Origin of the sequence: Pseudomonas sp. LP_7_YM, assembly GCF_004364435.1 — a bacterium.
GTDB lineage: Bacteria > Pseudomonadota > Gammaproteobacteria > Pseudomonadales > Pseudomonadaceae > Aquipseudomonas.
Genome location: NZ_SOCT01000008.1, coordinates 106,126 through 119,953 on the forward strand (window position 1 = coordinate 106,126; position 13,828 = coordinate 119,953).

Here is a 13,828-nt window from a genome sequence, read left to right on the forward strand (position 1 = left end):
TTCACCAGAGGCCGGTACAACCGTTTTAACCCATGCCACCGTTGACGACAGCTTGCGAATGAGCGCGCTCCCAACGAGGGCTGGAGTGACCTCGGAGCTGCCTTGGAAGCCACATTCGAAACTACCTTCCAAGCGGCAGCAAAAACCGCCCGATCACTGGCAGATGGTCGGAAATCAGCAGCGTATCGGTCCGCCGCACTTGCGCATCGACCCGCTGTAATGCCGGGCTGTAGAACAGGTAATCCAGCGTACGATCCGGCCCGCTTACCCGTGGGTCATTGGGGAACCGGGTGTACCACTTGCCACGATCCTCATCATTGACGTCGTCGTTACTAGGGATCATCGGGTATTTCTCCCACAGAGCACCCAGCTCGCTGTGTGGGGCATATGGCGCTCGTTGCTCGACAGGCAGGCGTTCATATTGCCCTTTGGGCAGCAGATTGAAATCGCCGCCGCTGATCCAAAGCGTCCCGCTGCGTTCGAAGCTCTCCATGAGCTGGATCGTCGCTGACACTTGGCGCTGCAACGTGTCATCGCCAAGGCGCAAATCCCCCAGATGCGTGTTCACCACTGCCAGCTGCCCGCCGTTGCGCAGCGGCAGATAACTCACCAGCAAAGCGCGTTTAGGCTCGAACTGGCGACTGAGCAGATTGCCCTTGGGCGATGGCAGTCGCAGACGCTCGGCCCGATCTACCCGATAACGGCTGAGCATCGCCAGCTTGGTGCCGACACTTCCGTAAATATGCGGGTTGGGAACAAAATCGGCCTTCCAGTAAAACGCCTCGGTACTGCATGGATACAGATCGGTGACGCGTTCCTGCAGCAGTGCCAACTGATCGGTGTAGTCAGTGTTTTTGGCGCCATCGTCCACGTCCTGCAACAGCACGATATCCGGTTGCTCATCTCGAATCACCCGCGCCACTTCGTCCAGGTTATAGGCGATGTCTTCGGGGGTAGGGCGTTCGTCCGGGCCGCTTCCGTCGGCCATGTCGTACCAGAATACATAGCGTTTGCCGGCCAGATGCTGGATGTTCCAGGTCATGACTTTCAGCGCTTGACCCGACGCCAGCAGGGGAGGTGGGGCGTCTTTGGCGTTGCAGGTGACCGGCGACTTTTCATGCTTGGCCGGGTGCCAGGTGACGTCGTATAGGAGCCCGGCAGCCAGCGCGATCAACAGCGCAAAAGCAACGATGTAGCGCATTGAACGTTGCATCGGCGCTCCTCAGGCTGGTCGCGCGGGTTTGTCGATCAGCATGAACAGTCGAAACATCACCACGCTGATGAACAGCTGCAGGAAACTGGAAATGCTATCGACAGCCAGTGACAACGCAGGGCTTTGCTGGCCCGGCAGCACGTAGTAGCTCAAGCCTTCGAGCACCCCGAGCGGGAGGTACACGAACAGCACACACCCCAGAATCCGCATCATATGGCCCTGCGTCATGCGGAAACTCTGACGCATCGCCTCCAGCGGCCCAAGACCGTGCAGCACCAGCAGATACTCAGCAAACACCAGCTTGATCATCACCCACACGCCGGGGAGGATGAACAGCGACAGCCCAGCCATGATCAGCAGGGTGCTCAGGGCGGTCAGGACCGCGAAGGTGGGCCACATACGCAAGGTTGTGGCCAGCAGATGGCGTTTGGCTGGCACATCGCCGCGGGTTTTGGCGCTCATGAACAGGATCAGCACGCCGGTATAGAGCGGGTAGAACAGCAGGCCGATCAGCAGTTGCCAGCTCGTTGAGCCGTCAGTGTCCGTGGCGCCGGACAGCATTTGCCTGGTCAGGGCCTCAAGGATCACCAACGGAAGGCACAGCGCGAGAATGCTGACCACATTGCGTCGAAAAAAGTACAGCGAGTCTTGGACGATCGTCAGCGGATTCATGAAAGGGTCACAGGTAAAAGCAGGCGGACACTCTAACGTAGAGGCGCCAGGCGGGCCAAGCTGGCCCTTCGGACGGGCGGTGGCGGGCGCAGTTAACTTTTTCTACATCCTATTGAAACGCCTTTGAAACGCCCCATTACTGTTCGTGTCTGACACTGGTCAGTCACAGAATTCCTACGGCAATCTAACGAGGTCGCCATGAACAGCGAAGAACAAACCCTGATCGACGGCTTGTTTGGCAAACTCAAGCAAGCGGAAACCGACTCTGCCCCCCGTGACGCTCAAGCCGAGGCGCTGATCAAGGAGCACCTGACACGCCAGCCTGCCGCGCCTTACTACATGGCGCAGGCGATCCTGGTTCAGGAAGTCGCGATCAAACAGCTGGAAACCCAGAGCCGTCAGCGCGACGAGCAGATTCAACAGTTGCAGGCCGAACTTCAGCGCGCCAAGGCGCAGCCTGCACCCGCGCAAGGCAGTGGCGGGTTTCTGTCGAGTATCTTTGGCGGTGGCTCGCGCGAGCCACAGGCCCAGCAGCCGGCGGCGCCCTTTTCCCGGTCTGCCAGCGCGCAGCCGTCTGCCGGTGGTTGGCGTGACAGCGGCCCGGGCAGCCCGCCACCGTACAACGCGCCGCAGCAGGCAAACTACGCCTCTGCGCCACAGCAGGCGCCCGCCGCGCCGATGGGCAGAGGCTTTCTTGGCGGCGCCCTGAAAACGGCGGCAGGTGTGGCAGGCGGTGTGATGCTGGCCGAAGGGATCAGCAGTCTGTTTCACCACAACAGCCAGCCACAGGAAATCGTCGAGATCATCGAGCAGCAACCGGCGCAGCCTGCCAGTGAAAGCAACAGCGGCAACGGCGGCTGGGGCGACGATCAGCAGCGCGTGACCGACAACGGTGGCTGGGGCAATGATTCGGGCGGCATAGCGAATACGGATTACGGCAGCGATGACAGCGGTATGTTTGGCGCAGATGATGACGATTCTTACGTCTGACCGATAACTTCCAGGCTGGCGCAAGACCTGTGGGGGCAAGCTGGCCCCCACAGCCGTTTGTGCGCCTCTGGATAAATCCGACGCCTCTCTTCAATCCCTCCCCAAGCTGGCATACTGAGCGCCGGCCCGATGTGCGGGCCATCGTCGCCTGTCAGCGCATCGAGGAGTCCTGGTGAGAAGAATTGCGGTGTTCGCCGACGTACAGAACCTGTATTACACCGTGCGCCAAGCCCATGGGTGTCACTTCAACTATTCCGCTTTGTGGGCGGATATCAGCCAGCGCGGGCAGATCGTCGAAGCGTACGCATACGCTATTGATCGCGGTGACAGCAAGCAGCAGCAATTCCAGCAGATCCTGCGCAACCTCGGTTTTACCGTCAAACTCAAACCCTACATCCAGCGCAGCGATGGCTCGGCCAAGGGCGACTGGGACGTAGGCATCACCATCGACATCATGGACGTTGCGCCCCATGTTGACGAGGTCGTGCTGGCGTCGGGTGACGGGGATTTTGACCTGCTGCTCGACCGCATTATCAGCAAGCACGGCGTCGAAGCTGTGGCGTATGGCGTGCCGGGGCTGACGGCCAACTCCCTGATCCGTGCAGCCAGTCGTTACGTGCCAATCGAGGGCGGCTTGCTGCTCAAGAGCTGAGATTCTTTTGGAAAAATGCAGCCCTGCAAAGCGAGTTCATTCGCCAGGCATCGGCCCCTTCGACGTATTCCCATCGCTCGAAGACAGGTGACCTCGGATGAGTCGACGCCCATTAAAACTTTCACCGTTAAAGGCTTAACCCCATGCAGGAACGCATCGCCGTCATCGACTTCGAAACCACCGGCATTTCTCCCGGCAACAGCTGCCGCGCGACTGAAATTGCCGTGGTGATCATGGAGCAGGGCGTTATCGTCGAGCGGTATCAGAGCCTGATGAACGCCGGCGTGCGGATTCCATCGTTCATCGAATCGCTGACGGGGATCAGCAACAGCATGCTGCGCACTGCGCCGCCGGCCGATCGGGTCATGAACGAGGTCGCAGAGTTCGTCGGGCTGACGCCGCTGGTGGCACACAACGCGTCTTTCGACCAGAAGTTCTGGGACTACGAGCTGTCCCGCATCAAGCGCAATCGTCAGCAGAGTTTCGCCTGTTCGATGCTCCTGGCGCGACGCCTTATGCCCGGCGCACCGAACCACAAACTCGGCACGCTGACCTCTTGGGCAGGATTGCCGCATACGGGAAAGGCTCACCGGGCTATGGCCGATGCTGAAATGGCTGCCAATCTCACGGTGCACCTGAGTCGCGAGCTGCGCCACACCCATGGCCTTGGCGGGGTTTCACATCGTTTGCTTTGCACCTTACAGAAGGTTCCTGCGAAAAAAATCGCTGAGGCCATCAGCAAACATCGCAGCGTTTAACGCGCTGCCCGAGGCCCCTGGAAAGTGTACGGGTCGAATAAACCTTATTTGTTACTGATCCTCTGTGCCTGGCTTTCCTAAGATGGTGCTCCAAAAGAATCTGGTTGCCAGCCGCTGTCTTGGGCTCAGCCACAGAACAAAAAGTCGAGCCTGTCATGCCTGCCTCTCGCCGTTTCCCCTTGCTGCTCATCGGGGCCTTTTTCGCGCTGTACGTGATTTGGGGCTCCACCTACCTGGCCATTCGCATCGGTGTTCAAACCTGGCCTCCACTGATGATGGCGGGCGTGCGTTTTACCCTCGCAGGCGCAATTCTTTTCGCGTTCATGCGTTTTCGCGGTGCGCCCATGCCGACCTGGAAACAGTGGAAAGCGGCGGGGATGATCGGTTTCCTGTTGCTGGCGTGTGGCAATGGTGGAGTAACCCTGGCTGAACATGCAGGCGTTGCCTCAAGTGTCGCCGCGCTGGCGATTGCCGTGGTGCCGCTGTTCACGCTGCTGTTCGGTCTGTTGTGGGGGCATCGCAATACCGGGCTTGAGTGGGCTGGGATCGTGTTGGGCCTGATCGGCATCGCATTGCTCAACTTTGGCTCGAACCTGCAAGCCAGCCCGCTGGGTGCGGCGCTGGTCATTCTGGCTGCGGCCACCTGGTCGTTCGGCTCGGTATGGAGTCGTTACCTGCCGCTGCCTCCCGGGCCGATGGCCAGTGCCTGCGAAATGCTGATAGCCGGAGCTATGATGCTGATCGGCAGCTACCTGAGCGGCGAGCGCCTGACTCAAACGCCGGGGCTTTCCGGCTGGCTGGTCATGGCTTACCTGGTGATATTCGGCTCCATCGTCGCATTCAGCGCTTATATGTACCTGCTGAAAAACGTGCGACCGGCAGCAGCCACCAGCTATGCCTATGTCAATCCCGCAGTGGCAGTGATGCTGGGCGTGCTCTTTGCCGATGAGCATATCGGCCCGCCGGAAGCCGCAGCCATGGCCGTTATCATCAGCGCAGTGGTGCTGATCGGCCTGCCGCAGTGGCGCAAGCAGAAACCTGTGCAGAAAGGGTAAACTGCGCGCCATTGTCTATCCGCAGCCCCTCGTGCGCTGACCTTTTTCCAACGGTATTCCCATGACATTCGCTTCACTCGGCCTGATCGAACCCCTGCTGCGCGCCCTTGAAACGCTCGGCTACCAGACGCCAACCCCTGTTCAGGCCAAGGCGATCCCGCCGGTGCTGGAGGGTCGCGACCTGATGGCGGCTGCCCAGACCGGCACCGGCAAGACAGCGGGTTTTGCCTTGCCTGTGCTGCAACGCCTGACCATGGAAGGCCCGAAAGCCGCTGCCAATTCGGTGCGGGCACTGATACTGGTCCCCACCCGCGAGTTGGCTGAGCAGGTTCATGAGGCGATTCGCCAATACGCCGAGCACCTGCCGCTGAGCACCTACGCCGTTTATGGCGGGGTCAGCATCAACCCGCAGATGATGAAGCTGCGCCGTGGCGTCGACGTGCTGGTGGCGACACCGGGCCGGTTGCTTGACCTGCACCGTCAGAACGCAGTGAAATTTTCCCAGGTCCAGACACTGATTCTCGACGAAGCCGATCGCATGCTCGATCTTGGCTTCTCCGAAGAGCTACGCGATATCTACGCTGCGCTTCCGAAGCGTCGGCAGACCCTGCTGTTTTCGGCGACCTTTTCCGATTCGATCCGCGCGCTGGCCGGGCAAATGCTCGACAACCCACTGAGCATCGAAGTCAGCCCACGTAATGTCGCAGCGTCGTCGGTCAAGCAGTGGGTGGTGACGGTCGACAAGAAGCGCAAGAGCGAGCTGTTCATTCACCTGCTCAAGAAACAACGCTGGAGCCAGGTACTGGTCTTTGCCAAAACCCGTGTGGGCGTCGATCAACTGGTGGAGCGCCTTCAGGGCCTGAGCATCAATGCCGATGGCATCCACGGTGATAAACCTCAAGCCACTCGCCAACGGGCGCTGGATCGTTTCAAGGCCGGAGAAGTGCAGATTCTCGTCGCGACCGACGTCGCAGCGCGCGGGTTGGACATTGAAGATCTGCCGACCGTGGTCAACCTCGACTTGCCCATCGTTGCTGAAGATTATGTGCACCGCATCGGCCGCACCGGTCGTGCCGGGCAGACGGGCGAGGCGATCTCGTTGGTATGCGCCGACGAAGTCGAGTTGCTCAGCGCCATTGAGGTGCTGACTCGCCAGACGCTGCAGCGCCGAGAAGAACCGGATTTCGAGCCGGAACATCGTGTGCCGGCCACCGACACCAGCGGCCAGATTCTGAAAAAGCCGAAAAAGCCTAAGAAACCCAAGACCAGCGGCGGTAGCGGCAAACGCAACCTCGGCAAGTGGGTCGACAGCGGCGAAAGCGTGGCCGAAGCGCCGGCTGCGAAACCGGTGAGGAAAGTCCCTGTGTTCAACACCGGGCCGCGCAAGCGCAAGCCGTAAGAGTCATCCAAATCCGCTGTAGTAATAACGGACGTTGAGGCTAAAATGCGGTCTGTTAATTTCGTTGATCGTAGGCGTCAATGTTGAGACGTATCCGAGAGACGAACTGCATAAATGGCTGATCGTTCGCTGTCAGCTTTGCTTTTCATGGATCCGGCAGCTCCCACGCTGCCAACAATCAGGGTATGAAATTCGCGTGAAGATCTTAGTTACTGGCGGCGCAGGCTTCATCGGCTCAGCAGTCGTACGGCACATCATTGCCAACACCACCGATTCGGTCGTCAACGTCGACAAGCTGACTTACGCGGGTAACCTCGAGTCGCTGCAGACAGTTGATCAGAGCGATCGCTACGCGTTCGAACACGTCGATATCTGCAACCGCGAAGACCTTGATCGCGTGTTCCGCGAACATCAACCTGACGCTGTTATGCACTTGGCGGCCGAGTCCCATGTTGACCGCTCCATCAGCGGGCCGTCCGAGTTCATTCAGACCAACATCATTGGCACTTACGTGCTGTTGGAAGCTGCGCGCGGCTACTGGTCGTCGCTGGACGAAGCCCGGAAGGGCGCCTTTCGTTTCCACCACGTTTCGACCGACGAAGTGTACGGCGATCTCCATGGGCCGGAAGATCTCTTCACCGAAACCACCCCGTATCAGCCAAGCTCGCCTTACTCGGCCAGCAAGGCTAGCTCTGACCACCTGGTTCGAGCCTGGGCCCGTACTTACGGCTTGCCGACTCTGGTCACAAACTGCTCGAACAACTACGGACCGTTTCACTTCCCCGAGAAGCTGATCCCGTTGGTCATCCTCAACGCGCTGGAAGGCAAGCCGCTGCCGATCTATGGCAAAGGTGACCAGATCCGCGATTGGCTATTTGTGGAAGACCATGCCCGCGCCCTTTACAAAGTGGTCACCGAAGGCGAAGTAGGCGAGACCTACAACATCGGCGGCCATAATGAGAAGCAGAACATCGAAGTCGTCCGCACCGTTTGTGCGTTGCTCGATGAGATGCGCCCTGATTCGGCCTTCCGTCCTCACGTCGATCTGCTGACCTACGTTCAGGACCGTCCGGGTCACGATCTGCGTTATGCGATTGATGCCAGCAAGATTCAGCGCGAGCTGGGTTGGGTTCCGGAAGAAACCTTCGAATCCGGCATCCGCAAAACGGTGCAGTGGTACCTCGACAATCCTGAGTGGGTGGCGCACGTCAAAAGCGGCAGCTACCAGCAGTGGATCGACAAGAACTACGCAGCCCGAGAAGACACGCCATGAAGATCCTTCTGCTTGGCAAGAACGGCCAGGTCGGTTGGGAATTGCAGCGCGCGTTGAGCGTGTTGGGTGAAGTGACTGCACTGGATCGCCACCCGACTTCTACCGCTTACGGCACCCTCGTGGGTGACCTGTCGGACCTCGCCGGTCTGCGCGAAGCCATTCGCAGCGTGTCGCCGCAGGTCATCGTCAATGCTGCTGCTTACACCGCCGTGGACAAGGCCGAAACCGAACGGGAACTTGCGCATACGATCAACGCGTTGGCCAGCCAGGTGTTGGCCGAAGAGGCGAAACGTCTCGACGCTCTGCTTATGCATTACTCGACCGACTACGTGTTCGACGGCAGCGGTGTGACGCCATGGAAAGAAATCGACGCCGTTGCGCCGGTTAACTACTATGGCGCCACCAAGCTGGAAGGCGAACAGTTGATTGTCGCCTCGGGCTGCAAGCATTTGATATTCCGCACCAGTTGGGTTTATGCGGCGCGAGGCAACAACTTTGCCAAAACCATGCTGCGGCTGGCGAAAGATCGGGCATCGCTGAACGTGATTTCGGATCAGATCGGCGTGCCGACAGGCGCCGATCTGTTGGCCGACGTCGCCGTTGCCGCATTGCAGAAAGCGTTGGTAAACGTTGAGTTGTGCGGCATCTATCATCTGACGCCAACAGGTGAAACGTCATGGCACGCCTACGCGACCTACGTAATTGATTTCGCTCGCGCCAACGGTGAGATACTCGCGGTCGAGACGATTAATCCAATTGCGACCACCGAGTACCCCACACCAGCCAGCCGTCCCTTGAATTCCCGTCTTGCAACGGACAAGCTTCGCGACACCTTTTCTCTACACTTGCCGGACTGGCAAAGTGGCATAACCCGCATGCTTATGGAAGCTCTTAACAAATGAACACGACCAATCGTAAAGGAATCATTCTGGCCGGCGGTTCGGGCACGCGTTTGCATCCGCTAACCCTGGGCGTTTCCAAGCAAATGCTTCCAATCTACGACAAGCCAATGATCTTCTACCCGTTGTCGGTTCTGATGCTGGCTGGCATGCGTGAGATCCTGATCATCTCGACGCCAGAAGATTTACCCAGCTTCCGCAAATTGCTGGGTGATGGCAGCCAGTACGGCATCGAACTGACCTACGCCGAACAGCCCAACCCGGATGGCCTGGCCCAAGCTTTCATCATAGGCGAAGAGTTCATTGGTAAAGACCCTTGCTGCCTGATTCTGGGCGACAACATCTTTTACGGCCAACACTTCTCGGACAACCTGCGCGCTGCAGGCGAGCAGACTGAAGGCGCAACCGTGTTCGGCTACCACGTAAATGACCCAGAGCGTTTTGGTGTTGTCGAGTTCGACAAAGACGGCCGAGCGCTGAGCATAGAAGAAAAGCCAACCGCGCCGAAATCTAGCTATGCGGTGACCGGCTTGTACTTCTACGACAACCAGGTCGTCGAGATCGCCAAAGGCATCAAGCCTTCCGAGCGCGGCGAGCTTGAAATTACCGACGTAAACCGTGCATACCTTGAGCAGAAGAGCCTGACCGTGCAGATGCTGGGTCGCGGCTTTGCCTGGCTGGACACCGGTACCCATGAATCGCTGCTGGAAGCCAGCCATTTCGTGCACACCATCGAACAGCGTCAAGGCTGGAAAGTGGCATGCCTCGAAGAGATCGGTTACGCCAACGGCTGGATCACTAAACAACAGGTTGCCTCCCAAGCCGAGAAGCTGAAGAAAACCGGTTACGGTCAATACCTGCAGCAAATGCTGGACCACGGCGTCGATTGATAAATAACCTTACCAAGCAGGTTACCAACAGCATGTCTTTTGAGTTACCCGAAGTCGCTGTGCTGTTGGCTGCCTATAACGGCATGCCGTGGATAGAGGAGCAACTGGCCTCTATCCTCGCGCAGACCAATGTCCACGTCAGCATCTACATCAGCGTCGACCCCTCGACCGATGGCACCGAGAGCTGGTGCGCCAAATACGCGCTGAGCCATCCCAATGTCACCTTGCTCCCGCCTGTCGGGCCATTCAAAGGAGCCGCGCGCAACTTCTTCCGATTGATACGCGACGTCGACTTCAGTGCGTATCACTTCGTATCCTTCTCCGACCAAGACGACATCTGGTACCCCGACAAGCTTGAGCGTGCGATTGCAACACTGCGCTCGGACCATATCGATGGTTACTCCAGCAACGTCGTCGCGTTTTGGCCCAATGGCCGAAGAATGCTTGTCGACAAGGCCCAGCCTCAAGTGCAATGGGATTACCTGTTCGAAGCAGCGGGGCCGGGATGCACGTATGTGCTCAAGCCTGCGCTGGCATCAGGGTTCAAGCAGCTGATCGTGGATAAGTGGGAAAGGGTGCAGGAGATCGCTTTACATGATTGGTTTTGCTATGCATATGCGCGCAGCCATGGGTTTAAGTGGTTTATTGATCCGGTACCCGGGATGGATTATCGGCAGCATGCGGATAACCATATTGGTGTGAACTCTGGAATCTCATCCGGCATTTCAAGACTTCATCGAATAGTCGACGGTTGGTGGTATCAGCAAATAGAGCTGACTCGCTCGTTGGTGTTAAAAGATGTGAAAGGTTTTTTGGATAACAGTTCGTTCATACGTTTGAGATGCGGGCAGATCTTTCAAATGTCCCGCGACTGTCGGCGAAAGCGTCGTGATCAGCTCATTTTTCCCGCTCTCTACCTAATGGCGAAGCTTTTCGGCTCCAGCCTAAAGAAGCATGCGGTATAAGTTACGTACAGCCATAAGACGCGAAGGCTCTGGAACTGAGCGATTTCAACTACATTCAAGATCGGGAAATAGTATGCATAAAACTTTAGCGACTATCAGTGTGCTGGCCATTGGTTTGACGGCTATCGCAGGGTGCGATAGCAAAGTCGAGAATAAGAACGTCACCCACTATTCTACGGATCTTTGCTCGCTAGATGTCATTGGCGGCAAACCCGATACCACAGTCTATGTTCATCGGGACACAGTGGTTTTTGCCGGATGGGCAATTGACGCATCAAAGAGGATATCGCCCAAAAAACTGAGACTGCGCTTGACCGGAGCTGCCGGAGTTCCCTTTACGTTTGATGGCCCGACCATGACAGACCGACCGGACGTTGTTAAGGCTTATAACAACGATAAGCTCCTCAAGACGGGTTTTAACTTTAGAGCAGATCTTTCGAAGCTTGAACCAGGCGGCTATGGCATCATATTAGAAATACCAGACGGAAACTCGCTCCTGGTGTGCCAGCCAAAAAAAGTCTTGGTAGTTCAGTAGTAGATAGGTGGTACCTATATTGAGATCGCGTAGGGTATCACCCCGCAATCAAGGTCCTGAGAGCTAAAGCGAGTTCAGCGCGCGCTACATCCCAAAGCGCAGACTGGTGCTGCGGGGATCAAACAGCAGGCCTTTGGCAGGTATAACGTAAGCGATCCATCGCCTACACATTCAAAGCTGCCATTTGACGCCTGATGCTGGGCTCCCGATATCCTTCAGGAGCCCGCCGTCATGATGCGCCCCGATGCCAAAGTTGAAAAAGTGTACCTCTACCCGAAACCCGTCGACTTTCGAAAGTCCATCGACGGCTTGGCTGCCTTGGTCGAACTGGATATCAAGGTGGCGGTGTTTGACCCCGTACTTTTCGTTTTCCTGAATCGCCACCGCAACCGAGTCAAAGTGCTGTATTGGGGTGTGTCACGAACGCTGACGTCAGTCAGCGATGCTGTATCAAAGATGGGAGTAGGTCTCCCGGAGTCTGCTTGCAGGAGCTGGCTTCAAACCACCCGGTGCTGCTGCGTTCAAAAGGCGTGGTGGCGAGCGACCGTTGGAAAAGGCGCCAATGATGGTGTCAGGTACGTATTGAGAAGATGAGCGAAAGCAAACCGTCCGAAGACGCATCGTTAAGTATTCAAATGCTGTCAAAACCGAGGTCGCCCAGTAGCCTCGGGATCAGTCCGGAAGCTACCTGTCTACTGTCCAGATGGCAGCCGGTGTATAGGCGGCATGAGCTCAATACAGGCTTTGATTCGGAACGTGAGAACCTCGCCTTTGATGCCAAGGGAAATGACAAGCGGCTACCACCGCAAGGAAGAATACCGATGCAAAGGCCGAGTGGCGGAGCCATTCGTAGTAGTGATGAAATTCTTGTAATGAGAATGGAGCGAAGGGATGGCGTTGCCCAGCTGGCTCATGCCATCAACCCGCTTTGGTGGGGAGGAGTGGTATGAGTACAGCAAAGTCGTACAGCATTTCCAAACTGACAGTTTGGGAGGCTTACCAGCGTGTGAAAGCCAATCGAGGAGCCGCTGGGATAGACGAACAATCTATTGCCCAGTTCGAGCAGAAGCTGCAATGGAACCTCTACAAGCTGTGGAATCGGATGTCATCAGGTTCCTACTTACCGCCGCCGGTTCGGCAGGTAGAGATTCCGAAGCAATCAGGAGGCAAACGCAAGCTGGGTATTCCTACTGTGGCTGATCGGGTGGCTCAGACTGTTGTTAAGCTGCTTATAGAGCCGCGACTAGACTGTCTTTTTCATTCGGATTCCTATGGATACCGATGACTGGAAAGGTAAGTTGGTCTGTGACGATTTTGGTGGCTACAAGGCCAGCTTTGAACTCGGCGTGACCGAAGTCGGCTGCATGGCTCATGCACGGCGCAAGTTCTTCGAGCTGCACGCTACGAATAAAAGCACGCTTGCCGAGCAAGCCCTGCGCTACATCCAGTTGCTGTATGAAATCGAAAGTGAAGTTCGCGACCTGGAACCAGACTTACGACGCCGAATACGGCAAGAAAAAGCCGTCCCGGTAATGGATATGCTGCATGTCTGGATGATCGTCCAGCGTGCCCTCGTGCCTGAAGGTTCGGCCATCAGTAAAGCTCTCGATTACAGCCTGAAACGCTGGGCAGCGCTGTCGCGCTACCTCGATGACGGGGCTGTACCCATAGACAACAACTGGGCAGAGAACCAGATCCGACCATGGGCTCTTGGACGTAAGAACTGGCTCTTTGCAGGGTCGTTGCGCAGCGGCAAACGGGCGGCAGCGATCATGAGTTTGATCCAGTCTGCGTGCCTGAATGGCCATGATCCGTATGCGTATCTGAAGGATGTTCTCACGCGGCTGCCGACTCAGCGGGCGAGTGAAATCGACCAACTGCTGCCGCATAACTGGCAACCGTTTTAATCACGCAAGGCGTGATGCCCGGACGCTTACCAAGCAAGCGCTGGATACATAACTTCATAACAGGTGTACCGGGCTTTTTTGCGACGTTAATTACTGTCGATCACGGTGCTGGGCAATCGGCTCTCGCTCATTTAAGCCAGTTGCAGTGAGCTCTCTAAAACACATGCTGTCCGCTACGCAGAAGGGCATGTGCCTCAGATATGTCGTTTTTTTCAATCTGCAATATTTTTTGCTTTATCTGAAAAGGCAATTTTCGAAAAAATATAAGTAATGGGAAATGTGATCACAACGGCGGCAATTGGCGCGAGCCTTTCATCGAGATCGAATTTCTCCACCCAAAACCAAAGTATCAGCATGCTTAGACCATACTGTATTCCGTAAATCAGCGGTAAAAGCAGGGCCGATTGCAAGCCGCGATGACTTTTGAATACAAAAAACCTGTTTAAAATATAAGCAAGCAATATGCCTATTGCATAGGATATGGTGTAGCTGGCCGTATAAGGTATGACCAATAGCAGTAATAAATAGATGCCATAAGTAAGGACGGTATTGAAACCGCCCGAAACTAAGAATCGGGCAAAGTCCAATTTCATAAGCTTAGATAGAGCCAGATTGAGCAT

The 13,828-nt window shown here is 56.7% G+C and carries 14 protein-coding genes and 2 pseudogenes; 13 read left to right on the plus strand and 3 right to left on the minus strand.

Annotated features, from left to right (window positions below; genetic code table 11):
- Positions 1–121: 121 nt before the first annotated feature.
- Together EC915_RS18455 and EC915_RS18460 are read right to left on the minus strand one after the other, a co-directional pair.
- Positions 122–1,213: an endonuclease/exonuclease/phosphatase family protein gene (locus tag EC915_RS18455; RefSeq protein WP_133751961.1), complete on the minus strand. Its 1,092-nt coding sequence runs from the start codon at positions 1,211–1,213 to the stop codon at positions 122–124.
- 9 nt (positions 1,214–1,222) lie between these two features.
- A complete protein-coding gene (locus EC915_RS18460; RefSeq protein ID WP_133751962.1) occupies positions 1,223–1,885 on the minus strand; it encodes a YciC family protein in 663 nt (220 codons plus the stop codon).
- Positions 1,886–2,083: 198 nt separating this feature from the next.
- On the opposite strand from EC915_RS18460, the gene EC915_RS18465 reads away from it, so the two are divergent.
- From EC915_RS18465 to EC915_RS18525, 13 genes and pseudogenes are all read left to right on the plus strand, one after another.
- Positions 2,084–2,875 carry a DUF2076 domain-containing protein gene (locus tag EC915_RS18465; RefSeq protein ID WP_133751963.1) on the plus strand — a complete coding sequence of 264 codons (792 nt, stop codon included), beginning with the start codon at positions 2,084–2,086 and terminating at the stop codon, positions 2,873–2,875.
- 172 nt (positions 2,876–3,047) lie between these two features.
- The gene (locus tag EC915_RS18470; protein ID WP_133751964.1) at positions 3,048–3,527 is read left to right on the plus strand and encodes an NYN domain-containing protein; all 480 of its coding nucleotides are present in this window, start codon (positions 3,048–3,050) and stop codon (positions 3,525–3,527) included.
- A gap of 143 nt (positions 3,528–3,670) precedes the next feature.
- A complete protein-coding gene (locus EC915_RS18475; protein ID WP_133751965.1) occupies positions 3,671–4,285 on the plus strand; it encodes a PolC-type DNA polymerase III in 615 nt (204 codons plus the stop codon).
- A 155-nt stretch (positions 4,286–4,440) separates the two neighbouring features.
- Entirely contained in the window at positions 4,441–5,340 is a 900-nt protein-coding gene (gene yedA, locus EC915_RS18480) for a drug/metabolite exporter YedA (protein WP_133751966.1), read from the plus strand.
- A gap of 61 nt (positions 5,341–5,401) precedes the next feature.
- Positions 5,402–6,739 carry a DEAD/DEAH box helicase gene (locus tag EC915_RS18485; RefSeq protein ID WP_133751967.1) on the plus strand — a complete coding sequence of 446 codons (1,338 nt, stop codon included), beginning with the start codon at positions 5,402–5,404 and terminating at the stop codon, positions 6,737–6,739.
- Between the two features lie 196 nt (positions 6,740–6,935).
- Positions 6,936–8,012 carry a dTDP-glucose 4,6-dehydratase gene (gene rfbB / locus EC915_RS18490; protein WP_133751968.1) on the plus strand — a complete coding sequence of 359 codons (1,077 nt, stop codon included), beginning with the start codon at positions 6,936–6,938 and terminating at the stop codon, positions 8,010–8,012.
- Positions 8,009–8,914: a dTDP-4-dehydrorhamnose reductase gene (gene rfbD / locus EC915_RS18495; RefSeq protein ID WP_133751969.1), complete on the plus strand. Its 906-nt coding sequence runs from the start codon at positions 8,009–8,011 to the stop codon at positions 8,912–8,914. Before rfbB ends, rfbD begins: the two co-directional genes overlap by 4 nt.
- Positions 8,911–9,801, plus strand: coding sequence for a glucose-1-phosphate thymidylyltransferase RfbA (gene rfbA, locus EC915_RS18500; protein ID WP_133751970.1), 891 nt, complete (start codon positions 8,911–8,913; stop codon positions 9,799–9,801). Before rfbD ends, rfbA begins: the two co-directional genes overlap by 4 nt.
- A 32-nt stretch (positions 9,802–9,833) precedes the next feature.
- A complete protein-coding gene (locus EC915_RS18505) occupies positions 9,834–10,766 on the plus strand; it encodes a glycosyltransferase (RefSeq protein ID WP_133751971.1) in 933 nt (310 codons plus the stop codon).
- A 73-nt stretch (positions 10,767–10,839) separates the two neighbouring features.
- The gene (locus EC915_RS18510; protein ID WP_133751972.1) at positions 10,840–11,301 is read left to right on the plus strand and encodes a hypothetical protein; all 462 of its coding nucleotides are present in this window, start codon (positions 10,840–10,842) and stop codon (positions 11,299–11,301) included.
- A gap of 231 nt (positions 11,302–11,532) precedes the next feature.
- Entirely contained in the window at positions 11,533–11,895 is a 363-nt protein-coding gene (gene tnpB / locus EC915_RS18515; RefSeq protein WP_256658779.1) for an IS66 family insertion sequence element accessory protein TnpB, read from the plus strand.
- A gap of 352 nt (positions 11,896–12,247) precedes the next feature.
- Positions 12,248–12,583: pseudogene (locus EC915_RS18520) on the plus strand (group II intron reverse transcriptase/maturase); the annotation flags it as partial.
- Between the two features lie 4 nt (positions 12,584–12,587).
- A pseudogene (locus tag EC915_RS18525) lies at positions 12,588–13,208 on the plus strand (IS66 family transposase); the annotation flags it as partial.
- A gap of 212 nt (positions 13,209–13,420) precedes the next feature.
- Here EC915_RS18525 and EC915_RS18530 read toward each other — a convergent pair.
- Positions 13,421–13,828, minus strand: a complete 408-nt coding sequence (locus tag EC915_RS18530; RefSeq protein ID WP_133751973.1) for a GtrA family protein — start codon at positions 13,826–13,828, stop codon at positions 13,421–13,423.

What these genes read in the sequence shown, in the direction of transcription:
- EC915_RS18455 (WP_133751961.1), bottom strand. Translation starts at nt 1,213, where the DNA reads ATGCAACGTTCAATGCGCTACATCGTTGCTTTTGCGCTGTTGATCGCG.
- EC915_RS18460 (WP_133751962.1), bottom strand. Translation starts at nt 1,885, where the DNA reads ATGAATCCGCTGACGATCGTCCAAGACTCGCTGTACTTTTTTCGACGC.
- EC915_RS18465 (WP_133751963.1), top strand. Translation starts at nt 2,084, where the DNA reads ATGAACAGCGAAGAACAAACCCTGATCGACGGCTTGTTTGGCAAACTC.
- EC915_RS18475 (WP_133751965.1), top strand. Translation starts at nt 3,671, where the DNA reads ATGCAGGAACGCATCGCCGTCATCGACTTCGAAACCACCGGCATTTCT.
- yedA (WP_133751966.1), top strand. Translation starts at nt 4,441, where the DNA reads ATGCCTGCCTCTCGCCGTTTCCCCTTGCTGCTCATCGGGGCCTTTTTC.
- EC915_RS18485 (WP_133751967.1), top strand. Translation starts at nt 5,402, where the DNA reads ATGACATTCGCTTCACTCGGCCTGATCGAACCCCTGCTGCGCGCCCTT.
- rfbD (WP_133751969.1), top strand. Translation starts at nt 8,009, where the DNA reads ATGAAGATCCTTCTGCTTGGCAAGAACGGCCAGGTCGGTTGGGAATTG.
- rfbA (WP_133751970.1), top strand. Translation starts at nt 8,911, where the DNA reads ATGAACACGACCAATCGTAAAGGAATCATTCTGGCCGGCGGTTCGGGC.
- EC915_RS18505 (WP_133751971.1), top strand. Translation starts at nt 9,834, where the DNA reads ATGTCTTTTGAGTTACCCGAAGTCGCTGTGCTGTTGGCTGCCTATAAC.
- EC915_RS18510 (WP_133751972.1), top strand. Translation starts at nt 10,840, where the DNA reads ATGCATAAAACTTTAGCGACTATCAGTGTGCTGGCCATTGGTTTGACG.
- tnpB (WP_256658779.1), top strand. Translation starts at nt 11,533, where the DNA reads ATGATGCGCCCCGATGCCAAAGTTGAAAAAGTGTACCTCTACCCGAAA.
- EC915_RS18530 (WP_133751973.1), bottom strand. Translation starts at nt 13,828, where the DNA reads ATGCTCAATCTGGCTCTATCTAAGCTTATGAAATTGGACTTTGCCCGA.